This window comes from Pseudomonas sp. DW-iso3 (assembly GCF_058725305.1).
Window position 1 is genome coordinate 337,627 of record NZ_JBZXDZ010000007.1, and the last position, 26,804, is coordinate 364,430.

The window sequence follows — 26,804 nt, forward strand, 5'->3', positions numbered from 1 at the left end:
TTACAGGCTGGCGTCGGCGAGGAGGCAGCGGGTAAACAGTTGCGGCACGGGGAGATGCTGTTGGCTGTGGCGACTGAGCAGGATGATTTCGCGGTAAAACGTCAGGCCGCCCAATGGGATGATTCGCACCTTGGGCGAGCGCTCCAGCCACAACCCCGCCTGAGGAATCAACGACACGCCCAGGCCACACTCGACCATCTTGACGATGGCTTCCAGCTCATCCAACTCCAGCGCCATCTGTACATCCAGCTTCTGTTCACGCAGGAAGCGGCTGACCAACCGTCCGCCAAACGAAGCACGGTCGTAACGTACATGGGGCTGTGTCGCGAGCACGTGCAAAGGGTCATCGCCCGTCAGCGCATGAGGCACGACCAGTGCAAACGGCTCCTTGCGCAGGACCTGTACGTGCAACTCCTTGGGCAAGTCAAAGGGCGGACGAATGATGATGGCCGAATCCAATTCGCCGGCGTCCACCCGACTCAACAGCTCCAGGGACACACCGGGTATCAGTTTGCACTCCACCGTCGGCGCTGCCTGGCGCAAACGCACCAGTGCCTGGGGCAGCAGACCGGTTTGCGCGGTGGTGATGGCGCCCACTTTCAGCTCGCCTCGGTACTCGTTGGCACCCACCGGCACGGCCATGCGATTGAAGGTTTCCAGGATCTCCCTGGCCAACGGCAAGGCGCGCAAACCGGCCGCATTCAACGTGGCCTGGCGCCCGGTACGGTCGAACAACTGCACGCCGAGCGTCTGTTCCAGTTGACGAATCTGCGCACTGACCGCCGACTGCGTCAGCCCGATATGCATGCCTGCCGCCGCGAACGTGCCGTGACGGGTTACCGCAATAAAGGTCTTCAATTCGCGCAACATGGGCGTCTCGATTGATCAAAATAATTTGAGCTCGGCGCAAAAACTATCGTCTTTTCATCGTCAGGAGCAAGGCTAAACTCGGGGCACTTAATACCCACAGAGGTTTGACCTGATGACACTCGCACCTTTTCACCTGGCAATTCCGGTCTATGACCTCGCCGCTGCGCGGCATTTCTACGGTCAAGTCTTTGGCCTTGAAGAGGGGCGTTCCAGCGAACACTGGGTCGACTTCAACTTCTTCGGGCATCAGTTGGTCATTCACGAACACCCGAAAACCGCCTCACAGGAATCCGCCCACACCAACGCAGTCGACGGCCACAACGTGCCCGTGCCGCATTTCGGCGTGGTACTGGGCTGGGAAGAGTGGCATGCGTTGGCGGAGCGCCTGCAGGCGCAGCAAACCCGGTTCGTGCTGGAACCGCACATTCGTTTCAAGGGCCAAGTGGGGGAGCAGGCGACGTTGTTTCTGTTTGACCCCTGCGGTAACGCACTGGAGTTCAAGGCATTCAAGGACATCGGGCAGTTGTTTGCGAAGTGAGGCTGCCAGACACACAAAAGCCGCGCAATGCGCGGCTTTCTTGTTTGGTGGGCCCACACGGACTTGAACCGTGGACCAAAGGATTATGAGTCCTCTGCTCTGACCAACTGAGCTATAGGCCCTGTAACAGGTCGCGGATTATAACGATGGTTTCTCCGCTGTGCCATCCGAAAAGTCCTCAATCCTCATACGAAGAAACGTCGCGGCAAAAAGCGCCGGCGGTAGCGGCAGGCTGACGATGTAGCCTTGCATCTGTTCGCAGCCTTCGGCAGCCAGGAAGGCTTGCTGTGCGGGGTTCTCCACGCCTTCGGCGATGATGGTGAATTGCATGCTGTGGCCCAAGGCGATGATGGCGCGCACGATGGCGGCGTCGTGGGGGTCGTCGGGCAGGCCGCGGACGAAGGATTGGTCGATCTTGAGGAAGTCCAGCGGCAGGCGTTTGAGGTAGCTGAGGGATGAATAGCCGGTGCCAAAGTCGTCAATGGCGAGCTGTACGCCGAGGTCTTTGAGCTGGTGCAGGACATCCAGCGCTTCTTCGGCCTGGCTCATGATGAAGTTTTCGGTGATTTCCAGTTGCAGGCGGCCGGGATCGAGCTGGTAGTCATGCAGCAGCTGTTTGATACGGCCCAATAAGCCGGGGTGGCGCAATTGTGCGCCGGCCAGGTTGACCGACAGCGGGCCGAAATCGTCGAAGTGGCCTTGCCAGGCGTGCATTTGCCGGCAGGCCTGTTCCAGCACCCAGTCGCCAATCTGCAGGATCATGCCATTCTCTTCGGCGAGGGCAATAAAGTGTTCGGGCGGTACGTCGCCAAACGTGGGGTGATGCCAGCGGATCAGCGCTTCGGCACCGATCAGTTCATGGGTCGCGAGGCTCAGTTTGGGCTGGTAGTAGAGGCTCAGCTCATCGCGCTCGATGGCGCGGCGCAGTTCGTGTTCGAGTGCCACGCGTTCGTTGGCCTGGGCGGTGAGGTCGCGAGTATAGCTTTCAACCCGGTTGCGCCCCTTGGCCTTGGAGCGGTACATCGCGGCGTCGGCGTTCTTGACCAGCGTGGCGACGTCGGTGCCGTCCTCCGGGTATAGGCTGGTGCCGATGCTCGCGCTGATAAAGAACTCATGCTCACCCGCCTGGAACGGTGGTGTGAAGCAGGCCAGCAGTTTGTTGGCCAGGTACTGGGCGTCGCTGGCGTGCTGCAAGCCGGGGAGCAGGATGATGAACTCGTCGCCGCCCAGGCGGGCGACGGTGTCGATGTCTCGCAACTGCTCCTTGAGGCGCACGGCGATGTCTTTGAGCAGCAGGTCGCCGATCGGGTGGCCGAGGCTGTCGTTGATGTGTTTGAAGCGGTCCAGGTCGAGAAACAGTACGGCGCCTTGTTGACCGGTTTCCTGATGGCCGTTGAGGGCCGCTTGCAGCCGGCTTTCGAAGAGTGTGCGGTTGGGCAGGCCGGTCAAGGGGTCGTGATGCGCCTGGTAGTCGAGGCGCGCCTGGGCAAGTTTGAGGCTGGAGATGTCGGCAAACACCGCGACGAAGTGTGTGATCAACTGCTCGCGGTTGCGCACGGCGCTGATGGTCAGCCAACTGGGGTAAAGCTCACCGTTCTTGCGACGGTTGGAGATCTCGCCCTGCCAGTGCCCTTGGGCGGTCAATTGGTGCCACATCGCCGCATAAAATGCGCTGTCATGCAGCCCGGAAGCGAGTAAGCGGGGGGTGTTGCCGAGGGCTTCGGCCTCGCTGTAGCCGGTGATTTCACTGAAGGCACGGTTGACGGCACTGATGTTCTGCCGGGTGTCGGTGATCAATACTCCTTCGGCCGTGCTCTCGAACACGGTGGCAGCTTGTTGCAGTTTTTCCTGCATCAGTTGGCGTTCGGTGATGTCTCGCGCGATGGTCAGCATGCAATCGTCGTCGCCGATAGGCAGCGGGCGGCTGGATAACTCGCACAGGCGGATCTGGCCATCGCTGCGGCGTATATGGCAGATGAAGTCGCGCACAAAGCCATCGCGCTGCATCAGCTCCAGCATGTGTTTGCGTTCGTTGAGGTCGACCCAGATGCCCAGGTCCAAGGTCGATTGGTCGAGGGACGTGGCGCTGGTGAAACCAGTGATTCGGCTGAAACCGTCGTTCACTTCAATCAGCAGACCATCGCGCTGTCGGCTCAGCAGCAAACCGTCAGGGGAGGCGTGAAAGGCCTTGGCGAATTTCTCTTCGGAGGTCTGCAGTTGTTGCTGGGTTTCCTTGAGCTGGGTGATGTCGCGCACCACCACCACAATGGCTTCAATGGTGTCGAGTTGAAACGGTTCGGCGGAGATCAACCCGGTGAAGGCTTGGCCATTGCTGCGCAGAAAGGGCATTTCCAGGTTGCGAATGCTGGTGGTCTGCACCCGTTGCAGCAGGTCCGGCCCCACGCCCTGAATGCCCCAGATATTCAGTTCGGTGGCGGTTTTACCCACCACGTGTTCGGCCTTCAGGCCTATTTGGTCTTCGAATGCCTTGTTGACCTCCAGCAGGCAGCCATCGGAGAGACGAGCAATCACCAACATGTCCGGGCATTGCTGGAACACCGAGGCGAATTTCTGCTCGGACAGCTGCAAGGCTTCCTCGGTGCGCTTGGCCTCGCTGATATCGATCATCAGGCCGCGCAGTACCGGCTCATGCCCGTGTTCTATCAGGCTGACGATGTCACGCACCCACAGGCAACGGCCGTCGGCGGTGATCACGCGGTAATCGATGCTGTGATCGCGGTTAGCGCGGGTTTCACGGTAGCAATAGGCTTCGGCGCGCGTCAGGTCAGCGGGGTGAATGATGTTGCGCCAGAAGCCCGGAATCAGCCAGTGTGCGCGGGGATAACCGAGTAATTCCTCGGCATGCGGTGACACGTAGCTGTAGGTGAAGTCGGTGACACTGGCTTCCCAGGCGATGGCGGACAGGCTCTCCACCAGGCCGCGATAGTGGTATTCGCTGCTGCGCAGTTCCTGTTCGAGGGCGACGCGGCGGGCAATTTCCGAACTGAGCCGGCGATTGATCCGGATCACCACGGCCAATACGGTGCTCAATAACAGCACGGCGGGCAGGCCATAGATCAGCAGGTCCTTCCAGAACGTGCGATGGTCGGTAACGCTGCCGACCCAATGTTGCTGGATCGCGTCGGTTTCTTCCGGGCTGAGGTCAGCCAGCACCTTGTCGAGGATGCCCACGAGCATTTTGTTGTCGCGCGGTACGCCCATCGCCAATTGGTAACGGTAGGGGGTTTCGCCGCTGACGTACAAGCCGTCGAGCTTGAGTTGGCGAAGGCTCCAGACGCTTGAGGCGAGGTCGCCGACCACCGCATCCACTTCATCGGTGGCCAGGGCCTGCAGCGTCGAGCTGACGTTCGGCATGGCCACCAGGTTGAGGTCGGGATGATGGGTGCGCAGCAGTTCATGAGGGGCGTAGTTTTCTACCACGGCAATCTTCAAGCCGTAGAGGTCCTTCAGGGTGCGCGGTTTGGCGCCGCCTTCATGGGCCAGGATGACGATGGGGAAGTCCAGGTACGGGCGAGTGAATGCCATGTAGCCCTGGCGCTCGGGTGTGGACATGATGCCGGGCAGCAGGTCGAGCTGGTTGTTGCGGGCCTGCTCCAGCACGGCGCTCCAGTTCTCCGGCTCGATCAGCTTGACGCGCACGCCCAGGCGGTCCTGGATCAGGCGCACGTAGTCGGCCGCCAAACCTTGGTAGCGGCCCTCGTCGTCACGGTATTCAAAGGGTGGCCACGACGCATCCACCCCCAAGCGCAACTCCTGATGGTCCGCCAGCCAGCCACGCTCATCATCGCTAAGAGTCAACGCGCCAGCCGTTGCGGTCCAGGTCAGCAGCGACAGCAGTAACACGGCCGGCAGTCTGGGCATAACGGTCTCGTTATGGCACGGGGAATATTTCGAGTGTAGACGGGCATTGCGAGGGAGGGGTGTTGCTTGGGATTTTATCTGTAGAAAGCAAAACCCCCGGCCTGGGCCGGGGGTTCTGGTATCACTCGTCGAGGAAGGAGCGCAGATGCTCGCTTCGCGTCGGGTGGCGCAACTTGCGCAACGCCTTGGCTTCGATCTGACGGATCCGCTCACGCGTCACGTCAAACTGCTTACCGACTTCCTCAAGGGTGTGGTCGGTATTCATGTCGATGCCGAAACGCATGCGCAGTACCTTGGCTTCACGGGCAGTGAGGCCGGACAGTACGTCGCGAGTCGCTTCTTTCAAGCTCTCAACGGTGGCGACATCGATTGGCGACTGCATGGTCGAGTCTTCGATGAAGTCACCCAGATGGGAGTCTTCGTCATCACCAATCGGGGTTTCCATGGAGATCGGCTCTTTAGCGATCTTCAACACCTTGCGGATTTTATCCTCAGGCATTTCCATGCGTTCGCCCAGCTCTTCCGGGGTCGGTTCGCGACCCATTTCCTGCAACATCTGCCGGGAAATACGGTTGAGCTTGTTGATCGTCTCGATCATGTGCACCGGAATACGGATGGTGCGGGCCTGGTCGGCGATCGAGCGAGTGATCGCCTGACGGATCCACCAGGTGGCATAAGTCGAGAACTTGTAGCCGCGACGGTATTCGAACTTGTCCACAGCCTTCATCAAGCCGATGTTGCCTTCCTGGATCAGGTCGAGGAATTGCAGGCCACGGTTGGTGTACTTCTTGGCGATGGAGATCACCAGACGCAAGTTCGCTTCAACCATCTCTTTCTTCGCGCGGCGGGCCTTGGCCTCACCGATCGACATGCGACGGTTGATGTCCTTGATCTCGGCAATCGTCAGACCGGTTTCGGTCTCAAGCGCGGTCAGCTTCTGCTGGCAACGGATGATGTCCGGTTGCAGGCGACCAATGGCTTCGGCGTATTTCGCCTTGCCCTTGGCCAGTGCGTCGGTCCAGCTTTCATCTACTTCGTTGCCCGGGAACTGGCGCAGGAAGTCGGCACGCGGCATACGGGCATCACGCACACACAGCTGCATGATTGCGCGTTCTTGGGCACGCAGACGCTCCAGGGCGCTGCGGACACGCTCAACCAGGCCTTCGAATTGCTTCGGCACCAGCTTGATCGGCATGAACAGCTCAGCCAGGGCCACCAGCTCGGCAATCGCCTGCTTGTTGGCGCGACCGTGCTTTTTCAGGGCCTTGCGGGTGATTTCCATTTGATCGGAAACCGCGCCGAAACGCTGGGCAGCGATGATCGGGTCTGGACCGCTTTCAACTTCATCTTCGTCGTCGCCGCTGGCTTCAGCGTCGTCGTCTTCGGTGTCGTCGTCCGCTTTCGCAGCCTTGGCATCAACAGGCGGCGGCACTTCGGCGGCAGGCGGCGCGATGCCGTCGTCCGGATCGATGTAGCCACTCAGGACGTCAGACAGGCGGCCACCTTCGGTGGTGACGCGGGTGTACTCGGAGAGAATGTGGTCAACCGTGCCAGGGAAGTGCGCAATTGCGCCCATCACTTCACGGATACCCTCTTCGATACGCTTGGCGATTTCGATTTCGCCTTCGCGTGTCAGCAGCTCGACGGTACCCATTTCACGCATATACATGCGCACAGGGTCGGTGGTACGACCGATATCGGTCTCCACAGCGGCCAGCGCGGCAGCAGCTTCTTCAGCGGCAGCCTCGTCGGTATCGGCGTCCGCCAGCATAAGGGAATCCTTATCTGGCGCAGCTTCGAATACGTTGATCCCCATGTCGTTAATCATGCGGATGATGTCTTCCACCTGCTCTGGATCTGAAATATCCTCAGGCAGGTGGTCGTTGACCTCCGCGTAAGTCAGGTAACCCTGCTCACGACCGAGAACGATCAACTCTTTGATACGAGACTGCTGTTGCGCTTTTCCGGACATAACACCCTATCCACTGAAGGTCTTGGCGGGCAAAAAACAAGCCGAGGATTATACCCGAGCTATGACCTCACACGCCAGCTGAGGTCGGGTTTGATGCGGAAACATTCTGTTTTAAGAGGTCGCGCATCTGTTTTGCTATCTGAATTTGCTCTTCAGCCGATAATCCCGGCTGCTTTGCTTTCTTGATCAGTTCATCGAGGGTCTGCGTATGCTGGCCCGCGGATAACCTAGTAATGGTGTCTAAAAACTGTTGTTCAAGGTTATCGCCGTCAATTAGCCACTCCTTTTCCGCAAGGGCTTTCAACAGTCGGCCCTGTTCGGTGCCGTGCCAGCGCGCCATCAACTGAATTGAGTTTAGCTTAGGATTTTTCTGTACCGCCTCGATCAAGGCGATCAGTACCTGGGCGTAAGTGTTGCTCGCGTTGGCAAAGTGATCGGCGCTCTCGACCTTTTCCGCCAGTTGCGGATGGTGGATGAGCGTGCGCAGGGCAATGAGCGTTGGCGCTTCTACGGCGACAGGCGTCCGCGGGGCATACGCCTCATCGCGATCACCGCGCTTGCCGTTCTTGCTCCAGGGTTTCTTTTCCCATTTCTTGCCGTCGTTGCCGGACTTTTTCGGTGTCCACTCCTGCTGGGGGGCGTAGGCCTCCTGAGGTTGATGGAAGTCGGAATAGTCCGGCATGGCGTCGTAATCCATGCCCGGGTCATAGGCCGGTGGCGGCGCATCATGCGGCGTGTTGTGCACCAGCTGGCTGACGGCTTCGCCGCTTAACCCGGTGATTTCCTGCAGGCGCATGCGCATCAATGACTTCAGGTTGGCGCCGGGGACTTTGTCGATCAGCGGCGCCGCAAGGGTGGCCATGTGGGCCTTGCCTTCGAGGGAGCGTGGGTCGGCTTCCTCGGTCAGTTGCTGGAAGAAGTAGTCCGCCAGCGGCTGTGCATGCTGGTTGATGCGCGCGCGGAACGCGTCGGTGCCTTCGGAGCGCACCAGGGTGTCCGGGTCTTCGCCTTCGGGCAGGAACAGGAAGCGTGCGCGACGCCCGTCCTGCAGGCTCGACAGCGTGGCTTCGAGTGCGCGCCAGGCTGCATTGCGGCCGGCCTGGTCGCCGTCGAAGCAGAACAACACGCTGGGCACCACGCGAAACAGGCGTTTCATGTGTTCTTCGCTGGTGGCGGTGCCCAGGGTGGCGACCGCGTTGCGCAAGCCTTGTTGGGCGAGCGCGATGACGTCCATATAACCTTCAACCACGATAATCTCATCGAGGTTGCGGTTGTGCTTGCGCGCTTCGAACAGGCCATAGAGTTCCTGGCCCTTATGAAAAACCGGGGTTTCCGGGGAGTTCAGGTACTTGGGCTTGTCGTCCCCCAGCACGCGGCCACCAAAGGCGATGATCCGACCCCGGCTGTCGCGGATCGGGAACATGACGCGATCGCGGAAGCGGTCATAGCGTTTGCCGGTCTCGGCGTTCTCCACCAGCAGGCCGGCGTCGATCATGGCCTTTTGTTGGAGAGTGTCGCTGCTCAAGTGCTTGTACAGGTTGTCCCAGCCGGGCGGCGCGAACCCCAGGCCGAAGTCGCGGGCGATCTCACCCGTGAGGCCGCGACCTTTCAGGTAGTCGACGGCGGCCTTGCGCTGCGGATGGCTTTTAAGCGCCTGACGGTAAAAGTCGGCAGCGGCCGTCAGCAGCGGGTACAGCGGCGAATCGGTGGGTTGGCGCGGCTTGTGCGGACGGCCGCTTTCCTCGCGTGGGACTTCCATGCCAGCGGCTTTGGCCAGGTCCTCGATAGCCTGGGGGAAGTCCAGGTTGTCGTGGTCCATGAGAAAACCCAAGGCGTTGCCGCCTGCGCCGCAGCCGAAGCAGTAATAGAACTGCTTGTCGGGGCTGACACTGAACGACGGGGTCTTCTCTTTATGGAACGGGCAGCAGGCGGTGTAGTTCTTGCCAGCTTTTTTCAGTTGCACGCGCGAGCTGACAACATCGACGATGTCGGTGCGGTTCAGAAGGTCGTCAATAAAGCTCTGGGGAATCAGCCCGGCCATGGCGTTCTCGTCATCACTGCGTGTCAATGAGGGCCCATTGATTGTTCAAGCGCACGCATTGCGCGGCTCGATCATCAGGTGTCTGCTTGGGCATTCAGGAAGTGTATCTGCCGTTCATTCACTGACGTTAGTTTCAATCAGGTTTTTGGCATGGAAATGTTGCCCCGGCATCCGGTCTTGGCCAATGGCGGCCTCGGAAGCTCATTGTCGGGCACAGTCGATACAGTTGATCGTCTGCTTGAAAAATAAGTGTGCTCGTCAGTAGCCTTGATAGGCTCGTCAGAAGAGACGTGCACCGCTGGCAAAAGAGCCAGTCCTGACGTGTGAAGCAGTTGTATCGGTCGCGTGTGCGACGTCAACAGTGAAGCATCAAGCGATATCCGCAAATGCCATTAGCCCGGCTGAGGGCCGGGCTTGGCAGAAGCTTGCTACGAACGTCTGTGTATTAGTACAGACGAACGGCGCGGCGCTGTTCGCGCTGAACTTTCTTGGCGTGACGCTTAACAGCGGCTGCTGCTTTACGCTTACGCTCAGAAGTTGGCTTCTCGTAAAATTCGCGGCTACGAACTTCAGCCAGTACACCGGCTTTTTCGCAGGAGCGCTTGAAACGACGCAGAGCTACGTCGAAGGGTTCGTTCTCTTTAACTTTGACGGCTGGCATCCAGAGCTACCTTCTTTCATTACCGGGATCAACGTTCTCGTCGCAAAAAATTCGCGGCTGAGGTCGTCGGTTTTTAAGGGTTGCGGATGTTAACCCCTCATTGCCCGGAATGCAAAGCCTCTGATCGAAAACCGCTAGTCGGGAGGGGGAGTGGCGACTATTATGCGCGCCTTCGAATTCAGCCTCTACAAGGCGCAAACCCATGCTAGTACTGGGACTTGAAACCTCCTGCGACGAAACCGGTGTCGCACTTTACGACAGTGAACGCGGGCTCTTGGCCGATGCGCTGTTCAGTCAGATCGACCTGCACCGCGCCTACGGTGGCGTGGTGCCGGAGCTGGCCAGCCGTGATCACGTCAAACGCATGCTACCCCTGATCCGTCAGGTGTTGGATGAGGCAGGCTGCGTGCCGACCGAGATCGACGCCATCGCCTACACCGCTGGCCCCGGATTGGTTGGAGCCCTGCTGGTTGGGGCCTCTTGCGCCCAGGCGCTGGCGTTTGCCTGGGGCATTCCAGCCCTCGGCGTGCACCATATGGAAGGCCATTTATTGGCGCCGATGCTGGAAAAAACACCGCCAGAGTTCCCGTTCGTCGCATTGTTGGTTTCCGGTGGTCATACGCAGTTGGTTCAGGTGGACGGAATCGGCCAATACACCCTTTTGGGTGAATCCCTGGACGACGCTGCCGGTGAAGCCTTCGACAAGACCGCGAAGATGATGGGCCTCAATTATCCCGGTGGCCCGGAAATCGCCCGTCTCGCCGAAAAAGGCGTTGCCGGTCGCTACACCTTCCCGCGGCCGATGTGCGATCGCCCGGGCCTGATGTTCAGCTTCAGCGGCTTGAAAACCTCTGCGCTGAACACCTGGCAGCAAAGCGTCAGCGCCGGAGACGACAGTGAGCAAGCCCGTTGCGACATCGCTCTGGCGTTCCAGCAGGCCGTGGTGGAGACTTTGACCATCAAGTGCAAGCGCGCCTTGAAACAGGCGGGCATGAAGCGCCTGGTGATCGCAGGCGGCGTCAGCGCCAACAAGGCCTTGCGCAGTTCGCTGGAAAAAATGCTCGGCGACATGAAAGGCGACGTGTTCTACGCGCGCCCCGAGTTCTGCACCGACAACGGCGCGATGATCGCCTATGCCGGTTGCCAGCGCTTGCAGGCGGGGCAGCACGAAAGCCTGGCTATCAGCGTGCAGGCGCGCTGGCCGATGGAGCAGTTGTCGCCGCTGTAACGACGCAGGTGGGCCGGGCTCATCGACGGTATTTAAAAATGCCGTTCGCGCCCGGCAAACAGGTCGCGTAAATTGCCCCGGTGGCGCCAGACGATCAGCAGTGTCAGCACGCTCATCGGCAGCAGTGCCGCCGGTTCTTGCCAGGCCAGTAGCGGCAGGGTGAGTGGGGTGGCGATCAGCGCGGCGAGTGAGCTGGTGCGAGTCAGGTAGAACGTCAGCAGCCAGGCGAGCACGGCCAGCAAAGCCGCCGGCGGGTAGATCCCCAGCAACATTCCGGCTGCCGTGGCGACGCCTTTGCCGCCGCGAAAGCGGAAGTACAGGGGAAACAGATGGCCGAGAACGGCACATACGCCGATCCAGGCCTGCTGTTGCAGGGTCAGGCCGGCGAGGCTGGCGATCAGCACGGGCAATAAACCCTTGCACAGGTCGCCCAGCAGCGTCAGTACGGCGAGTTTCTTGCCGGCCAGGCGCAACATATTGGTGGCGCCGGCATTGCCTGAGCCACTCATTCGCGGGTCGGGATTTCCCGTCAGGCGGCTGAGCAAAATGGCGAAGGACAGTGAGCCGAGCAGGTAGGCGAAAATCGCCAGTGACCAAAACATGCTAACTATTCCGGGCGAGGACGCCCTGATTCTAACGGGGCATCGCGCCCTTGTCGTGCTGCGGAGAAAAGTGCTTGGACAGAGTGTTTATCGAAGGCCTGGAAGTCGACACCGTTATCGGGGCCTACGACTGGGAGCGCGGAATCCGTCAGTGCCTGCGCTTGGACCTGAGCTTTGCCTGGGATAACCGCCCGGCTGCGGCCGGTGACGACCTGACATTGGCGCTGGATTACGCCAGTGTGTCCGCGCGTATCCAGGCCTTTGCCGAAAAATCCCAGTACCAGTTGGTGGAAACCTTTGCCGAACGCCTGGCCGAAGTGCTGATGAGTGAATTCCAGATTCCCTGGTTGCACCTCAAATTGACCAAGCCAGGCGCCGTTCCGGCTGCCAAGGGTGTGGGTGTGGAGATCGAGCGCGGATGCCGCTAACTCAGGTTTACCTAGGCCTAGGCAGCAATATCGAGCGCGAGCGGCATCTACGCGCCGGTCTGGACGCGTTGGCGAGTTTCCTGACGGATGTGCGTTGCTCGGCGGTGTTTGAAAGCCAGCCGGTGGGTATCAAGAGCGGGCCGTTCTTCAACCTGGTGGTGTCGGCTTACACCGATCTGCCGTTGATGGAGCTGGATCGCCGATTGAAGCTCATCGAGGCCGACAATGGTCGCTACGCGCCGGATCGCAAGGGGCTGCCGTTGGACATCGACGTGCTGCTGTATGGCGACCTGGTGGGCAATTTCGATGGATTGGTTCTGCCGCGAGCGGAAATCCTGAAGAACGCGTTTGTGCTGTGGCCACTGTCGTTGATGGCGCCGGCGCGGGTCCACCCTGAAGTGGGCAAGACCCTGGCCGAGCTGTGGCGCGACGCGCAGATTGACCAGCTTCTGGCGCCTGTCGCGTTCGAGTGGCAGGGCCAGCAACTCACGCCGAACCATCTCCTGTAGGCGACAGCTCGACAAGCCGGACGCCTAGAGGACGTGATGTTCCTTGTAGATTTTTAATGCCTTGAGCCGTTCGCGCTTAAGTGCCTCGCCCAGCTCCGGGCCTTTGAAGCCTTTCTCCAGCAGTGGCGCAACGGCGACTTCGCGCGCGGCCTTCGCTGCGCCGCGCAAGTAGGCCGCCTGTGGGTAACTTCTCTGCTCCAGGCCCTTGCGGCCCCGTGCATCCATCTCGCAGGCAACCACGAACTCTTCAAAGCGCTGCGGTCGACGGTAAACGTCGAAATTGTGCAGCAACTCCAGCAATGTCGAGGCTTTCAACTCCAGCGCACGATGACCGTGGGTGTGATATTCGCCCACCAGCAACGCAAGCTCCTGGCAATCCCTGGGTACCTTGAAGCGTTCATTGACGGCCTTGATCAGTTTCAAACCCCGGTGTTCATGGGCGATGTGCTGCGGCAACTTATCCACAGGCGTCGTGCCCTTGCCCAGGTCATGAAGCAGGCAGGCCCAGCGCACAGTCAGCGGCTGCTGGTGCAGAGCGGCCTGCTCCAACACGCTCAAGGTGTGCACGCCGGTGTCGATTTCCGGGTGATGGGCTGCGGGTTGCGGCACGCCGAAGAGTGCATCGACCTCAGGCATCAAGGTTTTCAGCGCATCGCATTCGCGCAGTACCTGAATAAACACTTGGGGTTGGTCTTCCATCAGCGCGCGGGAAATTTCTTTCCAGCTGCGCTCAGGTGTCAGGGCCTCCAGTTCGCCGGATTCGCTGAGTTGGCGCATCAGTTCAAGTGTTTCTGGCGCAACGGTAAAACCCAGGTGCGCATAACGTGCAGCAAAGCGCGCAACGCGCAGCACTCGCAGAGGATCTTCGGCGAACGCCAGAGAAACATGGCGTAGAATGCGACCTTCAAGATCACGCTGACCGTGGTAAGGGTCGGTCAAGTTGCCGTCATCGTCTTCCGCCATGGCGTTGATCGTCAGGTCACGGCGGATCAGGTCTTCTTCCAGCGTCACCTCGGGGCTGGCGTGAAACACAAAGCCGCCATAACCCCGACCGCTTTTGCGTTCCGTACGGGCCAGGGCGTACTCGTCGCCGTTCCTGGGGTCGAGGAACACTGGGAAGTCAGCACCCACCGGCTTGTAGCCCTTGGTGAGCATCTCTTCGGCAGACGCGCCCACGACAACGCGGTCGATATCGGTGACCGGGATACCCAAGAGGCGATCCCGCACCGCACCGCCGACTTTGTAGATTTTCATGAAAAAGCCTCCATTAGCGGCACAGGATACCGCCTGTGCCTGGCCAATGGAGGCTTTGCTGTTTCAGAGATGCACGACGGCCAGGTCCAGGCGGCCGTAGTCGTTGTCGTTGTGATCAGTGCGCGGTGGCACGTGGTGGGTTTTCATCACCTGGTCGCCCTGCAGGGTTTCGAGGTGAATATCGAAGCCCCACAGCCGATGCAGGTGCTTGAGCACTTCCTCGGTGGATTCACCCAGGGGTTTGCGGTCGTGTTGCTGGTGACGCAAGGTCAGGGAGCGGTCGCCGCGCACATCGATACTGTAGATCTGCACGTTGGGCTCGCGGTTGCCCAGGTTGTACTGCGCTGCCAGTGTTTCGCGGATGGTGCGGTAGCCGGGCTCATCGTGGATGGCCGGCACCACCAGGTCATCCTTGAGATCGTCATCGAGAATGCTGAACAGTTTCAGGTCCCGAATGACCTGCGGCGACAGGTACTGCAGGATAAAACTCTCATCCTTGAAGCTGCTCATGGCGAACTTGATGGTGGACAGCCAATCGCTGCCGGCGATTTCCGGGAACCAGCGGCGGTCCTCCTCGGTGGGGTGTTCACACATGCGCCGGATGTCGCGGTACATGGCAAAACCCAGCGCATAGGGGTTGATGCCGTTGTAGTACGGGCTGTCGAAGCCTGGCTGGAACACCACGCTGGTGTGGGAGGTGAGGAATTCCATCATGAAACCGTCGGTGACCAGGCCCTCGTCGTACAGGTCGTTCATCAGGGTGTAGTGCCAGAACGTGGCCCAGCCTTCGTTCATGACCTGGGTCTGGCGCTGTGGATAAAAGTACTGGGCGATCTTGCGCACGATACGCACGATTTCCCGTTGCCAGGGTTCCAGCAGCGGCGCGTGTTTTTCCAGGAAATAGAGGATGTTTTCCTGCGGTTCGGCGGGGAAGCGTGCATTGTCCTTGTCGCTGTTCTTGCCGGCGCGTTTGGGGATGGTGCGCCATAGGTCGTTGATCTGTTTCTGCAGGTGCTCCTCACGTTCCTTCTGGCGCAGGCGTTCTTCCTCGGCGGAAATCGGATACGGGCGTTTGTAGCGGTCGACGCCATAGTTCATCAGCGCATGGCAGGAGTCGAGCAGGTCTTCCACCGCATCGATGCCGTGGCGCTCCTCGCATTGCATGATGTACTGCTTGGCGAACACCAGGTAATCGATGATCGAACTGGCGTCGGTCCACGTGCGGAACAGGTAGTTGCCCTTGAAGAAACTGTTATGCCCATAGCAGGCATGCGCCACCACCAACGCCTGCATGCAGATGGTGTTCTCTTCCATCAGGTAGGCGATGCACGGGTCGGAGTTGATCACGATTTCGTAGGCCAGGCCCATCTGACCTCGGGTGTAGGACTTTTCGGTGCTAAGGAAGTGTTTGCCGTAGGACCAATGGTGATAACCCAGCGGCATGCCCACCGAGGCGTAGGCGTCCATCATTTGTTCGGCGGTGATCACTTCGATCTGGTTGGGATAGGTGTCCAGGGCATAACCCGCCGCAATGCGGCTGATTTCCCGGTCATAGGCCTGGATCAGTTCAAAGGTCCACTCGGAACCCGTGGAAATCGGTTGGCGTTTTTGCTCTTTTTTGGCGGTCATGTCACTAACCTGCGCTGGAAGAGTTCACGGAAGACCGGGTAAATATCGCCGGCCGAGACCAGTTGCTGCTGTGCGAACGTGTCGGCAAAGGCTTCGCCGATGCGCTCGTATTCGAACCACAGGGCTTGGTGCTCACGGGGGGTGATTTCAACGTAAGTGTAGTACTGCACGAAAGGCATGATCTGGTTGATGAGGATGTCGCGGCAGATCGGCGAGTCATCGTTCCAGTTGTCGCCGTCCGAGGCCTGGGCGGCGTAGATGTTCCATTCGTTGGCCGGGTAACGCTCGGCCATGATCTCCTGCATCAGCTTCAAGGCGCTGGAAACGATGGTGCCGCCGGTTTCCCGCGAGTAGAAGAATTCCTCTTCGTCGACTTCGCGAGCGCTGGTGTGATGGCGGATGAAGACGACGTCAATCTTGTCGTAGTTCCGCTTCAGGAACAGGTACAAGAGGATGAAGAAGCGCTTGGCGATGTCCTTGGTCGCTTGGGTCATGGAGCCCGACACGTCCATCAGGCAGAACATCACCGCCTTGGAGCTGGGGTTGGGTTGTTTGACCAGCAGGTTGTATTTCAAGTCAAAGGTATCGAGAAAGGGTACGCGGTGGATTCGCGCGCTGAGTTTCTCGATTTCCGCCTCCATTTCCTGGATATCGCCGAAGTTGTCCGGCTCTTCACGCTTCAGGCGCGCCAACTCTTCCTTGGCTTCCCTCAACTTGGCGCGACTGCTGCCCGACAGGGCAATACGTCGGGCATGGGCCGAGCGCAGGGTGCGGATGATGTTGATACGGGACGGGTTGCCCTCGTTGCTGATCCCGGCGCGCACCGTCTTGAAGGTGTCGGTGCCGGTCAGGTTACGCTTGACCAGGTTGGGCAGCTCCAGGTCTTCGAACATGAATTCGAGGAATTCTTCCTGGGTGATCTGGAATACGAACTCATCCATGCCTTCGCCGGAATTGCCCGCCTTGCCCGGCCCTCTACCGCCGCCACCCCCTTGGGGGCGTTGGATATGTTCGCCGGTCGTGAATTCCTTGTTGCCGGGGTGCACAACAGTCTGTTTGCCGCCGCGGCCGTGGTGCAGCACCGGCTCGTCGATGTCCCGTCCGGGAATGCTGATTTGCTCGCCATGTTCCATGTCCGTGATGGAACGGCGGCTGACGGCCTCTTCGACGGCCTTTTTGATGTGGTCACGGTAACGCCGCAGGAAACGCTGACGGTTTACCGTGCTCTTGTTCTTGCCATTGAGGCGTCGGTCGATCACATAGCTCATGGGGAGCCCTCCGGGCAGCTTCACGTTACAAGCTTCAAGCCGCGAGCTGGAAGCTTAGAGACAAGCGGTCAGCTGCCAGGCCAGTGGCCCGGCAGTTCACGCCTGTCGCTGCCTTACTGCGATTTACGAACCCGCAGATACCACTCGGAGAGCAGCCGTACCTGTTTGTCGGTGTAGCCGCGCTCGACCATTCGTGTGACGAAGTCGTTGTGTTTTTGCTGATCCTCCTTGCTGGCCTTGGCGTTGAAGCTGATGACGGGCAGCAGGTCCTCGGTGTTGGAGAACATTTTCTTCTCGATGACCACCCGCAGCTTCTCGTAGCTGAGCCAGGTAGGGTTCTTGCCGTTGTTGTTGGCGCGGGCGCGCAGCACGAAGTTGACGATTTCGTTGCGGAAATCCTTCGGATTGCTGATGCCGGCCGGTTTCTCGATTTTTTCCAGCTCCTCGTTGAGGGCCACGCGGTTGAGGATCTCGCCGGTTTCCGGGTCGCGGTACTCCTGGTCCTGGATCCAGAAGTCGGCGTACAGCACGTAGCGGTCGAAGATGTTCTGGCCGTACTCGCTGTAGGACTCGAGGTACGCGGTCTGGATTTCCTTGCCGATGAATTCGATGTAGCGCGGCGCCAGGTATTCCTTGAGGAAACGCAGGTAGCGTTCGCGGGTTTCCGCCTGGAACTGCTCCTGTTCGATCTGTTGCTCCAGCACGTAGAGCAGGTGCACCGGGTTGGCCGCAATTTCGTGCGGGTCGAAGTTGAAGACCTTGGACAGGATCTTGAACGCGAAGCGCGTCGAGAGGCCGTTCATGCCTTCATCCACACCAGCGGTGTCGCGGTACTCCTGGATTGACTTGGCCTTGGGGTCGGTGTCCTTGAGGTTTTCGCCGTCGTACACGCGCATCTTCGAATAGATGTTCGAGTTTTCCGGCTCTTTGAGGCGCGACAGCACGGTGAACTGGGCGAGCATCTTCAGGGTGTCGGGTGCGCAATGAGCCTTGGACAGCGAGCTGTTGAACAGCAGCTTGTCGTAGATCTTGATCTCATCACTGACCCGCAGGCAGTACGGCACCTTGACGATGTAGATCCGGTCGATGAAGGCTTCGTTGTTCTTGTTGTTGCGGAAGGTGTGCCACTCCGATTCGTTGGAGTGGGCCAGCAGGATCCCGGTGAACGGAATCGCGCCCAGGCCTTCGGTACTGTTGTAGTTGCCTTCCTGGGTCGCGGTGAGCAGTGGGTGCAGCACCTTGATCGGTGCCTTGAACATTTCCACGAACTCCATCAGGCCCTGGTTGGCCCGGCACAGCGCGCCCGAGTAGCTGTAGGCGTCGGCGTCGTTCTGTGGGAATTCTTCAAGCTTGCGAATATCGACCTTGCCCACCAGCGCCGAGATGTCCTGGTTGTTCTCGTCGCCTGGTTCGGTCTTGGCCACGCCGATCTGGTTGAGGATGGACGGGTAGAGCTTCACCACGCGGAACTGGCTGATGTCACCGCCGAACTCGGCCAGGCGCTTGGTGGCCCAGGGCGACATGATGGTGTTGAGGTAGCGGCGCGGGATGCCGAAGTCTTCTTCGAGGATCGCGCCATCTTCTGTGGCGTTGAACAGGCCCAGGGGCGACTCGAAGACCGGTGAGCCCTTGATGGCGTAGAAGGGCACTTTTTCGATCAGTTGTTTGAGCTTTTCGGCCAGCGACGATTTACCGCCACCGACGGGGCCGAGCAGGTAGAGGATCTGTTTCTTCTCTTCCAGGCCTTGGGCGGCATGGCGGAAGTAGGAGACGATCTGGTCAATGCATTCTTCCATGCCGTGGAAGTCTTCAAAGGCCGGATAACGACGGATCACCTTGTTGGAGAATATTCGCGACAGCCGCGAATTGTTCGAGGTGTCTATCAGCTCCGGCTCGCCAATCGCCAGCAGCAGACGTTCGGCGGCAGACGCGTAGGTGCTGCGATCCTGTTTGCACAGCTCGAGATACTCTTGCAGCGTGAGTTCTTCCTGCTGTGTGGATGCGAAGCGTTGTTGGAAGTGGCTAAAGATACTCATGACGTCGTCACCTCGCTCGATACGTGGAGCCGACGCCGGATCAATCAGTCGATGCTGGCAGACATTGGCAGACGCCAATGGCTGTTTTCCCCCCAAACACCCTGAAACGCTACCGATGACCCGCACGCCGGTGTACCGGCTCTCCCCTGATTCGGATGGCCTGCGCTTAAGGATAGTTCGGAATCGGAGAGGTCAAGGCGCGATGCGCAATTAGTTTGGCTGCGCCGTTCGTCAGAAACGGCGCGAGCCCAAGCGTCACGCGGGGTAGCGGGGTGTGAAAAAAATTATTGCGAATTGCCGGAAGAAATTTCCGCAGGATAAGTCGTACGCCACAGTTCAAAGCCGCCATCCAGGCTATAGACGTCGGAGAAACCCTGGCTGATCAGATAAGCCGCTGCACTCTGGCTGGAATTGCCGTGATAGCAGGCCACGATCACAGGTGCATCGAGGTCGGCGGCGCGGATGAAATCGGCGATGTTGACGTTGTCCAGGTGCTGGGCGCCAGTGATGTGGCCAGCCGCATACGTTGGCTGGTCACGGATGTCGACCACCACGGCACCTTGCTCGCGCAGCGCCTGGGCTTGTTCGGGGGGGATACGTTTGAATTCGCTCATGGCGGGCTCCTATGGCTTGGCAGTAGCCGGCAGTGTAACGGGAAGAGGGGATTCGCACTGGCAGCTATGACGCTCGCCGGTGTCGATGTTCATCAGGGTCATGGCGCCGCCCCACACGCAGCCGGTGTCGAGGGCGAATACGCCGGGCTCATTGCACTTGCCCTCAAGGGCCGCCCAGTGGCCGAAAATGATCGGGGTGTCGCGGGTCTTGCGGTCCTTGTGAGCAAACCAGGGCTTGTAGCCCGGCAGCGCGGTGTCCGCGCCTTCCTTGCTCTTGAGGTCGAGCTTGCCCTCGGCAGTACAGAAGCGCATGCGCGTGAAGTAGTTGGTGATGACCCGCAGGCGCGTGACGCCGGTGAGGTCGTTGTCCCACTTCACTGGCTCGTTGCCGTACATGCCGTCAAGGTAGGCGGTATAGAGGGTGTCATCGGCCAGGGCGCTTTCGACTTCGGCGGCGCACTTGAGGGCTTTCTTCAGCGTCCACTGGGGCGGGATGCCAGCATGGACAAGGGCCATGTTGCGGCCTTCGTCGTAATGCATGATTTTTTGCCGGCGCAGCCAGTCGAGTAGTTCGGCGCGATCCGGTGCTTCGAGGATTTCCCGCAGGGTGTCGCCCTTTTTCAGGCGCTCAATGTTATTGCCGGCTGCCAGCAGATGCAGGTCGTGATTACCCAATACGCACACCAGGGAGTCGCGCAGGCGATATAAATAGCGCAGCGTCTCCAGGGATTGCGGGCCGCGGTTGACCAGATCACCGACCAGCCACAGGCGATCGTTGGCTGGGTCGAAGGCTACGCGCTCAAGCAGGCATTTGAGGGGTTCCAGGCAGCCTTGCAGATCACCGACCGCATACGTCGCCATCAGTGCAGGGCTCCCGGCACGGCGAGGCGGAAAGGCGCGATGATGGCGTCGAACAATTGGCCGTCGGTGGCTTTCATCTGATAGGAGCCCTGCATGGTGCCGACTTTGGAGGTCATCACCGTGCCGCTGCTATAGGTATGGCTGGCGCCGCTGTCGATCAACGGTTGCTGGCCAACCACGCCGGCGCCGCGAACTTCTTCGACCTGACCGTCACCGTCGGTGATCACCCAGTGGCGCGACAGCAGCTTGGCCGGCACCAGCCCGTTGTTTTTCACCGTGATGGTGTAGGCAAAGGCAAAGCGGTTCTGTTCAGGTTGGGATTGGTCCGCCAGGAAGCGGGTGACGACGCTGACGTCGATCTGGTAGCGAGGATCGGACATGCAAGAGGCCTTAAAAGCGGAAGACAGCAGATGCGGTTCAGTCTAGGCCAAGAGGAGGGCACTAGGCCAGACATGTGTCTAGCCTAGCTCGGTGCTGTCAGTCCGCGGCTGGTGCAGGCTGAATGGCCAGTTGGTCGGCCAGGCGCACGAATGCGGCCAGGTCCAGTTGCTCCGGACGCAGGCCGCCATCGACGCCGGCAGCTTCGATCTCGGCATTGCTCAACAGTGCCTTGAGCGTGTTGCGCAGGGTCTTGCGACGTTGGTTGAACGCTTCGCGTACGACACGCTCCAGCAGTTTGTGGTCCTTGGCCGGGTGTGGCAACACGGCGTGGGGCACCAGGCGTACGATGGCCGAGTCGACCTTTGGCGGCGGATTGAACGCGCCAGGGCCCACGTTGAACAGGTGTTCGACGCGGCAGTGGTACTGAACCATGATCGACAGGCGGCCCCAATCACCACCACCAGGACCTGCGGCCAGACGTTCTACCACTTCTTTTTGCAGCATGAAGTGCATGTCGCGGATGATCCCGGCGTTGTTCAGCAGGTGGAAAATCAGCGGCGTGGAGATGTTGTACGGCAGGTTGCCCACCACGCGCAGGCTGTTGGGCGCGGCGTTGAGGGTGTTGAAGTCGAACTTCAGTGCATCGCCCTGATGCAGGTTGAAGTTGGGCTTGCCGGCGAACTGCTGGTTGAGGATCGGGATCAGGTCCTTGTCCAACTCAACCACGTCCAGTTGGCCGCCACTGGCCAGCAGGCCTTGGGTCAATGCGCCCTGGCCCGGGCCGATTTCCAGCAGGCGGTCTTCAGGCTTGGCATGGATGGAGCGCAGGATGCGGTCGATCACGCCAGCGTCATGCAGGAAGTTTTGCCCGAAGCGCTTGCGCGCCCGGTGTTGGTAATGCTCGGTCATATACGGGTCTCGGCCATCTGATAGGCGGTTTCCAGGGCCACGTGCAGGCTGCCGGTATCGATCTTGCCGCTGCCCGCCAGGTCCAGGGCGGTGCCATGGTCGACGGAGGTGCGGATGATCGGCAGGCCCAGTGTCACGTTGACGGCGGCGCCGAAGCCTTTGTATTTAAGCACCGGCAGCCCCTGGTCGTGGTACATCGCCAGCACTGCGTCGCAGTGCTCCAGATATTTGGGGGTAAACAGAGTGTCCGCAGGCAGTGGGCCGCGCAGGTCCATGCCTTCTTGGCGCAGACGCTCCAGGGTGGGTTCGATGATGTCGATTTCTTCATGGCCCAAGTGGCCGCCTTCGCCGGCGTGGGGGTTGAGCCCACAGACCAGGATGCGCGGTCGGGCGATGCCGAACTTCTGTTGCAGGTCGGCATGCAGGATGCGCGTCACGCGCTCCAGTCGCTCGACGGTGATGGCGTCGGCAATCTCACGCAGCGGTAGGTGCGTGGTCACCAGCGCGACCCGCAGGCCGCGCGTCGCCAGCATCATCACCACTTGTTCGGTGTGGGTCAGCTCGGCGAGAAATTCGGTGTGGCCGGAAAAGGCGATGCCGGATTCGTTGATCACGCCTTTGTGTACTGGCGCGGTGATCATGCCGGCGAAGTCACCGTCGATGCAGCCTTGCCCGGCGCGCGTCAGGGTTTCCAGCACGAACGCGGCGTTGGCCTTGTCCAGTTGGCCGGCAACCACCTTGGCCTGCAGCGGGGTGTCCCACACGTACAGGCTGCCGGCAGGGGCGGGCAGGTCGGGCCAGTTGCCTGGCTCCACCTCCAGCAAGTTGACAGCCACACCCAGCTGCGCGGCCCGCTCAAGGAGCAGGTCGCGGCTGGTAATGGCAATCAGGGGGTGTGGCTGGGGTTGCGAGGCGAGCAGCAGGCACAGGTCAGGACCAATGCCGGCCGGCTCGCCGGGTGTCACCGCGAAACGCTGGGGTTTCACTGAACTGCCTGGTCGGTGCCTGTCTGGGCGCCTGGCAGCTTGTTCTCAACGTAGGCTTCGTCGCGGATCTGACGCAGCCAGGTTTGCAGCTCTTCGTCGTATTTGCGGTTACGCAGTACGTTCAGTGCTTGTTGCTCGCGGGCTTGATTGGTGTTGTCGGTGGCGCGACGGCCAAGGACTTCCAGCACATGCCAGCCATATTGGGTCTTGAATGGCTTGGACAGTACGCCTTGCGGGGTGTCGGCCATGACTTGCTGGAACTCCGGCACCAAGGCTTTCGGGTCGATCCAGTTCAGGTCGCCGCCGTTGAGGGCCGATCCCGGGTCTTCCGAGAAGCTCTTGGCCAAGGTGGCGAAGTCTTCACCGCTTTCGATGCGGTCATAGATCTTCTGGGCCAGTTCCTTGGTCTGGGCTTCGGTGCGGATTTCGCTTGGTTTGACCAGGATGTGGCGAACGTGCACCTCATCCTTGAGCGACGTTTCGCCGCCGCGTTTTTCCAGGAGCTTCAGGATGATGAAACCACCCGGTGTACGCGCAGGTTGGGTGATGCCACCCACTTCCATTGCGCTCAGCTCGCGGTCGAACGGCGGAGGCAATTGAGCCGCTTTACGCCAGCCCATGTCGCCGCCTTCCAGTGCGTTGTCGCTGCCGGACTGGGCGATCGCCATTTGCGCGAAGTCGGCACCTGCCTTCAGGCGCTCGTAGATAGCCTGGGTCTTGGCGGCGGCTGCATTGAGCTGCTCGGAGTTGGCGCTGTCCGGTGTCGGGATCAGGATGTTGGCCAGGTGCAGCTCTTCGGAAAGCTGCATCTTGCCCAGGTCCGACGCCAGGAAATTCTTCACTTCCTGCTCGGACACCTGAACCCGCTCGGCCACACGGCGCTGACGTACACGGCTGATGATCATTTCACGGCGGATCTGGTCACGGGCGTCCTCATAGGACAAACCGTCGTGGGCCAGGGCTGCACGGAACTGGTCGATGCTCATGTTGTTGCGCTGGGCAATGGTGCCCACGGCCTGGTTCAGTTCCTCGTCAGAAATACGGATGCCGGAGCGATCGCCGATCTGCAGTTGCAGGTTCTCGACGATCAAACGCTCCAGTACCTGCTGGTCCAGAACGCTGGTCGGTGGCACGCCACCGCCACGCTTGGCGATGGTTTGCTGGACTTCCTTGACGCGCTGGTCCAGTTGGCTCTGCATGATCACGTCGTTATCGACGATGGCCACGACCTTATCCAGTTCTTGAACCGCAGCGTGCGCCGATGCGGTACCCAGGAACAGCGCGCCCAGCACTAGCGGGCGCAGACAATCAGAAAGCTTGGTCTTCACGTTCACGATAACCTTCAATGCCTTTGTCGAGGAAGCTCTCTACCTTGGCGCCAGTCAGGCCGCCGAGTCCTTTGAGGACGATCTGGAAGAAGAGCCCGTGGTCACCCTTTTCGTTAAGCGGGGCGATCTGGCTGTATTCGTCGTTGGAAACCCAGTAACGGTTGATGACGCGCAGTTTCCAGCAGCAGTTGTCGTACTCGAAACCACCGAAGGCTTCCAGGGTACGGTTGCGAGCGTAGTCATACTGCCAGCGGGTGATCAGGTTCCACTGTGGAATGATCGGCCACATCATCGAGAAGTCGTGTTGTTGGATTTTGTAGTAATCCTTCACGAAATTCGGATCGCCTGGCTGACCGTAGTCGCCACCGAACTGCCATTTGCCGGTCAGCTGGTTGTAGACGACCTGGTCGTTACGATAGCGATAGCCGACGTTGATGATCTTGTTCGGGTTGTCTTCCGGCTGGTAGTGAAGCATCGCGCTGCCGGAACGAGGGCTGTGTTCCTCGGTGTCCCAGTTGTAGTCGGCAGTGGCGCGCCAGTCACGGTTGAAGCGGAACTCGTAGTCCAGAGCTACCGGCGAAACATCGGACTGTGCATCGGCACGGTCAGCCGCGAGGATGCCTGGCAGTTGCACTTCACGATCCTTGAAGTACACCGCCTGGCCCACGGATACGCGCTGACGCTCGAAGCCGTTTTCTTCGATCCAGCGGCTGGTCAAGCCCAGGGACAGTTTGTTCTCGTCGCCGATCCGGTCAGAGCCGCTGAAGCGGTTGTCGCGGAACAGCGAGGCGTAGCTGAACGAGTATTCGCTGGTATCAAAGACCGGGATGTCGCTCTGGTCCTTGTTTGGCACATACAGGTAGAACGCACGCGGCTCGAGAGTCTGGCGATAGTCTTTGCCGAACCAGTTGGTGTTGCGGTCGAAATAGAGGCCGCTGTCGACGCTGGCGACTGGCACAGCGCGGTCTTGCGAGCTCTTGAAATCGCCACCGGCGTACGGGTTGGCCGCAGTGGCCGCCGCTTGCTGGGCGATGATCTGGTTCTTGCCGATGCTGTCGAGGTCAAGATCGTACTTGGTGTAAACGTACTTGAGCTTCGGTGTGATAAACCCGTAGGTCCAGTTCATCGGGTAGTCGACGGCTGGCGCAACGTTCAAACGTGTGCCGTTGGCGCGGGTGAGGCCGGTGACGTAGGTGTCCAGGCGAGGCGATACAAGTCCGTCCTGATCGGTGAACGTGCCTTTTTCAAGGCTGCGTTCAAAGCGAACAGCTTCGGTCTCATAGGTAAAGTTCAGCCCGCCCGGATGGTACGGCAGCGCACCATTGAAGGTGATTTGCGGCAACCGGTCATACGGCGTGATCTGGGAGATCGTCGCCAACTGGTAAGCCTGGACGTTCAGGCGCGCCTGGTAAGAGTCGCCCCGGTAGGTCACGGAACCCTGTTGATTGAGGGCATCCCGACTTTCAACGCCTTCCTGGAACGACTTCAGATCCTGGAAGTAGTAAGGATCGCTGATCCGGGTGTAATCCACCTGGGTCGCCAGACGCGAATCCAACCCGCCGCGATGCTGCCAATTGAGCATGTAACGGGTTTTTTCGTAGTCGGTCTGCTTGCTGCGCTCGTCGTTGTCGTCGTTCAGGTACGCGCCGCCGAACTGGCCTTCGCTGGATTTGGTGAGGTAGCGGAATTCGCCTTCCATCAACAAACCGCGCTTGGTCATGTATTGCGGGTACAACGTGGCGTCGTAGTTGGGCGCCAGGTTGAAATAGTACGGCGTAACCAGGGTGAAGCCGGTTTCGCTGCCGGTGCTGAAGCTCGGCGGCAGGAAGCCGGATTGACGACGGTCGTCGATCGGGAAATAGATGTAAGGGGTATAGAGGATCGGGATGTTCTTGATCCGCAACGTCGCGTTGGTCGCCGTACCGAAACCGGTAGCCGGGTTCAACGTGATGTTGTTGCCCCTGAGCTGCCAGGCGTTGCTGTCTGGCTCGCAGGTGGTGTACGTACCGTCCTTGAGACGGATGATCGCGTTTTCAGCACGCTTGGCGTACAGCGCGTTACCGCGGATGCGCGACTTGTGCAGCACGTATTCGGCGTTGTCGATCTGGGCCGCGCCGGTATCGAGTTGCACTTCGGCATGGTCGCCCACGATCAGTGCACCGTTGTCGCGCAGACGGACTTTGCCGTTCAGCTCGCCACGGTTCTCGGCCTGGTACAGGCTGGCTTCTTCAGATTCCAACTGCATGCTGCCCTGGCGCATGACGACGTCACCGGCCAGGGTAGCGACTTGTTGTTCCTGCTCGTAACGCGAAGCCTTGGCGCCGATGAAGGTGGGCGCATCGCTCTTGTTCGTCTTGTCGTTCATGCCAGGACGAGTCGGCTCGATGTACGCACCCCCGCAGTACGGGCCGGTTTCGGCCAACTGCGCGGCGGTCAGCTTCTCGCGTGGTACCCAGTCCAGGTGGCTGTAGTCGGCGCTGCGCGAGCGCAGGCCACGGCCTTTGGATTCGGTGACCAGTGCGGTCTTGGGCTCGGCCTCGGCTTTGCCGCCAGCATCGGTCTGCGCCGTGCTGTTGGCGGAGCTGATGGCTGCGCCATCATGCACCGGGCGCGGTGGTAGAGGGGCTGCGGCGGTTTTCGGCGCGCAATCCCAGGCACCCGAAGCAGAGACTGAGCAGTCATACTGTTCCGCGGCGACCACGAATGAGGTGGCGAAGGGTTGCAAGGCCAGCAGACTGCCGGTTACCAGCAACGGAAATTTTCTACGAAACGCGGGGGATTTCAATGCCATCTTATTAGTCCGGGCT

Annotated in this window: 21 protein-coding genes and 1 tRNA gene; 4 read left to right on the plus strand and 18 right to left on the minus strand. The window is 60.0% G+C overall.

The genetic code is table 11. From position 1 onward, the window contains the following. Entirely contained in the window at positions 1–870 is an 870-nt protein-coding gene (locus tag AC4PS7_RS22245; protein WP_021491323.1) for a LysR family transcriptional regulator, read from the minus strand. Between the two features lie 112 nt (positions 871–982). Here AC4PS7_RS22245 and AC4PS7_RS22250 point away from each other — a divergent pair, with 112 nt between their 5' ends. Next, a complete protein-coding gene (locus AC4PS7_RS22250; protein ID WP_021491324.1) occupies positions 983–1,408 on the plus strand; it encodes a VOC family protein in 426 nt (141 codons plus the stop codon). Between the two features lie 45 nt (positions 1,409–1,453). Here the strand turns inward: AC4PS7_RS22250 and AC4PS7_RS22255 are convergent. The 5 genes from AC4PS7_RS22255 to rpsU form a co-directional block, all read right to left on the minus strand. Continuing rightward, positions 1,454–1,530: transfer RNA gene (locus AC4PS7_RS22255), tRNA-Ile, on the minus strand. A gap of 16 nt (positions 1,531–1,546) precedes the next feature. Beyond that, a complete protein-coding gene (locus AC4PS7_RS22260; RefSeq protein ID WP_137205764.1) occupies positions 1,547–5,290 on the minus strand; it encodes an EAL domain-containing protein in 3,744 nt (1,247 codons plus the stop codon). A gap of 121 nt (positions 5,291–5,411) precedes the next feature. Next, on the minus strand, positions 5,412–7,262 hold the full coding sequence (rpoD, locus tag AC4PS7_RS22265) for an RNA polymerase sigma factor RpoD (RefSeq protein ID WP_010206992.1): 1,851 nt from the start codon (positions 7,260–7,262) through the stop codon (positions 5,412–5,414). A gap of 67 nt (positions 7,263–7,329) precedes the next feature. Next, positions 7,330–9,303: a DNA primase gene (gene dnaG / locus AC4PS7_RS22270; RefSeq protein WP_183704215.1), complete on the minus strand. Its 1,974-nt coding sequence runs from the start codon at positions 9,301–9,303 to the stop codon at positions 7,330–7,332. A gap of 445 nt (positions 9,304–9,748) precedes the next feature. Further along, the gene (gene rpsU / locus AC4PS7_RS22275) at positions 9,749–9,964 is read right to left on the minus strand and encodes a 30S ribosomal protein S21 (RefSeq protein WP_002551877.1); all 216 of its coding nucleotides are present in this window, start codon (positions 9,962–9,964) and stop codon (positions 9,749–9,751) included. Positions 9,965–10,166: 202 nt separating this feature from the next. Here rpsU and tsaD point away from each other — a divergent pair, with 202 nt between their 5' ends. Continuing rightward, the gene (tsaD, locus tag AC4PS7_RS22280) at positions 10,167–11,192 is read left to right on the plus strand and encodes a tRNA (adenosine(37)-N6)-threonylcarbamoyltransferase complex transferase subunit TsaD (protein ID WP_010206989.1); all 1,026 of its coding nucleotides are present in this window, start codon (positions 10,167–10,169) and stop codon (positions 11,190–11,192) included. Between the two features lie 32 nt (positions 11,193–11,224). Here tsaD and plsY read toward each other — a convergent pair whose 3' ends face one another. Further along, positions 11,225–11,794, minus strand: coding sequence for a glycerol-3-phosphate 1-O-acyltransferase PlsY (plsY, locus tag AC4PS7_RS22285; protein WP_010206988.1), 570 nt, complete (start codon positions 11,792–11,794; stop codon positions 11,225–11,227). Between the two features lie 74 nt (positions 11,795–11,868). On the opposite strand from plsY, the gene folB reads away from it, so the two are divergent. Next, positions 11,869–12,222 (plus strand): dihydroneopterin aldolase, encoded by a 354-nt coding sequence (gene folB / locus AC4PS7_RS22290; protein WP_010206987.1) that lies wholly within the window; start codon positions 11,869–11,871, stop codon positions 12,220–12,222. Then, a complete protein-coding gene (gene folK, locus AC4PS7_RS22295) occupies positions 12,213–12,731 on the plus strand; it encodes a 2-amino-4-hydroxy-6-hydroxymethyldihydropteridine diphosphokinase (RefSeq protein ID WP_010206986.1) in 519 nt (172 codons plus the stop codon). Before folB ends, folK begins: the two co-directional genes overlap by 10 nt. Before the next feature lie 24 nt (positions 12,732–12,755). Here the strand turns inward: folK and AC4PS7_RS22300 are convergent, their stop codons facing one another. The 11 genes from AC4PS7_RS22300 to AC4PS7_RS22350 all read right to left on the minus strand — a co-directional run bounded on the left by AC4PS7_RS22300 (position 12,756) and on the right by AC4PS7_RS22350 (position 26,788). Next, complete coding sequence (locus AC4PS7_RS22300) at positions 12,756–13,985, minus strand: multifunctional CCA addition/repair protein (protein WP_044287977.1); 1,230 nt, start codon at positions 13,983–13,985, stop codon at positions 12,756–12,758. Between the two features lie 63 nt (positions 13,986–14,048). Beyond that, complete coding sequence (locus tag AC4PS7_RS22305; protein ID WP_010206982.1) at positions 14,049–15,614, minus strand: SpoVR family protein; 1,566 nt, start codon at positions 15,612–15,614, stop codon at positions 14,049–14,051. Then, a complete protein-coding gene (locus tag AC4PS7_RS22310) occupies positions 15,611–16,882 on the minus strand; it encodes a YeaH/YhbH family protein (RefSeq protein ID WP_021491368.1) in 1,272 nt (423 codons plus the stop codon). The genes AC4PS7_RS22305 and AC4PS7_RS22310 overlap by 4 nt, the downstream gene beginning before the upstream one ends. Before the next feature lie 113 nt (positions 16,883–16,995). Beyond that, on the minus strand, positions 16,996–18,918 hold the full coding sequence (locus AC4PS7_RS22315) for a PrkA family serine protein kinase (RefSeq protein WP_010206976.1): 1,923 nt from the start codon (positions 18,916–18,918) through the stop codon (positions 16,996–16,998). Between the two features lie 284 nt (positions 18,919–19,202). Continuing rightward, positions 19,203–19,532, minus strand: a complete 330-nt coding sequence (gene glpE / locus AC4PS7_RS22320; RefSeq protein ID WP_010206975.1) for a thiosulfate sulfurtransferase GlpE — start codon at positions 19,530–19,532, stop codon at positions 19,203–19,205. A 9-nt stretch (positions 19,533–19,541) separates the two neighbouring features. Beyond that, a complete protein-coding gene (locus tag AC4PS7_RS22325; RefSeq protein ID WP_010206974.1) occupies positions 19,542–20,393 on the minus strand; it encodes a symmetrical bis(5'-nucleosyl)-tetraphosphatase in 852 nt (283 codons plus the stop codon). Next, entirely contained in the window at positions 20,393–20,773 is a 381-nt protein-coding gene (apaG, locus tag AC4PS7_RS22330; protein ID WP_010206973.1) for a Co2+/Mg2+ efflux protein ApaG, read from the minus strand. Before apaG ends, AC4PS7_RS22325 begins: the two co-directional genes overlap by 1 nt. 97 nt (positions 20,774–20,870) lie before the next feature. After that, positions 20,871–21,683, minus strand: a complete 813-nt coding sequence (gene rsmA, locus AC4PS7_RS22335) for a 16S rRNA (adenine(1518)-N(6)/adenine(1519)-N(6))-dimethyltransferase RsmA (RefSeq protein WP_016977876.1) — start codon at positions 21,681–21,683, stop codon at positions 20,871–20,873. Further along, positions 21,680–22,669 carry a 4-hydroxythreonine-4-phosphate dehydrogenase PdxA gene (pdxA, locus tag AC4PS7_RS22340; RefSeq protein ID WP_010206969.1) on the minus strand — a complete coding sequence of 330 codons (990 nt, stop codon included), beginning with the start codon at positions 22,667–22,669 and terminating at the stop codon, positions 21,680–21,682. The genes rsmA and pdxA overlap by 4 nt, the downstream gene beginning before the upstream one ends. Next, positions 22,666–24,003, minus strand: coding sequence for a peptidylprolyl isomerase (locus AC4PS7_RS22345; protein WP_021491372.1), 1,338 nt, complete (start codon positions 24,001–24,003; stop codon positions 22,666–22,668). The genes pdxA and AC4PS7_RS22345 overlap by 4 nt, the downstream gene beginning before the upstream one ends. Beyond that, complete coding sequence (locus AC4PS7_RS22350) at positions 23,978–26,788, minus strand: LPS-assembly protein LptD (protein WP_010206967.1); 2,811 nt, start codon at positions 26,786–26,788, stop codon at positions 23,978–23,980. Before AC4PS7_RS22350 ends, AC4PS7_RS22345 begins: the two co-directional genes overlap by 26 nt. Between the last annotated feature and the right edge of the window lie 16 nt (positions 26,789–26,804).

What these genes read in the sequence shown, in the direction of transcription:
- AC4PS7_RS22310 (WP_021491368.1), bottom strand. Translation starts at nt 16,882, where the DNA reads ATGAGCTATGTGATCGACCGACGCCTCAATGGCAAGAACAAGAGCACG.
- AC4PS7_RS22305 (WP_010206982.1), bottom strand. Translation starts at nt 15,614, where the DNA reads ATGACCGCCAAAAAAGAGCAAAAACGCCAACCGATTTCCACGGGTTCC.
- apaG (WP_010206973.1), bottom strand. Translation starts at nt 20,773, where the DNA reads ATGTCCGATCCTCGCTACCAGATCGACGTCAGCGTCGTCACCCGCTTC.
- dnaG (WP_183704215.1), bottom strand. Translation starts at nt 9,303, where the DNA reads ATGGCCGGGCTGATTCCCCAGAGCTTTATTGACGACCTTCTGAACCGC.
- AC4PS7_RS22250 (WP_021491324.1), top strand. Translation starts at nt 983, where the DNA reads ATGACACTCGCACCTTTTCACCTGGCAATTCCGGTCTATGACCTCGCC.
- rsmA (WP_016977876.1), bottom strand. Translation starts at nt 21,683, where the DNA reads ATGACCGAGCATTACCAACACCGGGCGCGCAAGCGCTTCGGGCAAAAC.
- rpsU (WP_002551877.1), bottom strand. Translation starts at nt 9,964, where the DNA reads ATGCCAGCCGTCAAAGTTAAAGAGAACGAACCCTTCGACGTAGCTCTG.
- AC4PS7_RS22245 (WP_021491323.1), bottom strand. Translation starts at nt 870, where the DNA reads ATGTTGCGCGAATTGAAGACCTTTATTGCGGTAACCCGTCACGGCACG.
- tsaD (WP_010206989.1), top strand. Translation starts at nt 10,167, where the DNA reads ATGCTAGTACTGGGACTTGAAACCTCCTGCGACGAAACCGGTGTCGCA.
- AC4PS7_RS22315 (WP_010206976.1), bottom strand. Translation starts at nt 18,918, where the DNA reads ATGAGTATCTTTAGCCACTTCCAACAACGCTTCGCATCCACACAGCAG.
- folK (WP_010206986.1), top strand. Translation starts at nt 12,213, where the DNA reads ATGCCGCTAACTCAGGTTTACCTAGGCCTAGGCAGCAATATCGAGCGC.
- AC4PS7_RS22260 (WP_137205764.1), bottom strand. Translation starts at nt 5,290, where the DNA reads ATGCCCAGACTGCCGGCCGTGTTACTGCTGTCGCTGCTGACCTGGACC.
- AC4PS7_RS22350 (WP_010206967.1), bottom strand. Translation starts at nt 26,788, where the DNA reads ATGGCATTGAAATCCCCCGCGTTTCGTAGAAAATTTCCGTTGCTGGTA.
- rpoD (WP_010206992.1), bottom strand. Translation starts at nt 7,262, where the DNA reads ATGTCCGGAAAAGCGCAACAGCAGTCTCGTATCAAAGAGTTGATCGTT.
- AC4PS7_RS22300 (WP_044287977.1), bottom strand. Translation starts at nt 13,985, where the DNA reads ATGAAAATCTACAAAGTCGGCGGTGCGGTGCGGGATCGCCTCTTGGGT.
- glpE (WP_010206975.1), bottom strand. Translation starts at nt 19,532, where the DNA reads ATGAGCGAATTCAAACGTATCCCCCCCGAACAAGCCCAGGCGCTGCGC.
- AC4PS7_RS22325 (WP_010206974.1), bottom strand. Translation starts at nt 20,393, where the DNA reads ATGGCGACGTATGCGGTCGGTGATCTGCAAGGCTGCCTGGAACCCCTC.
- plsY (WP_010206988.1), bottom strand. Translation starts at nt 11,794, where the DNA reads ATGTTTTGGTCACTGGCGATTTTCGCCTACCTGCTCGGCTCACTGTCC.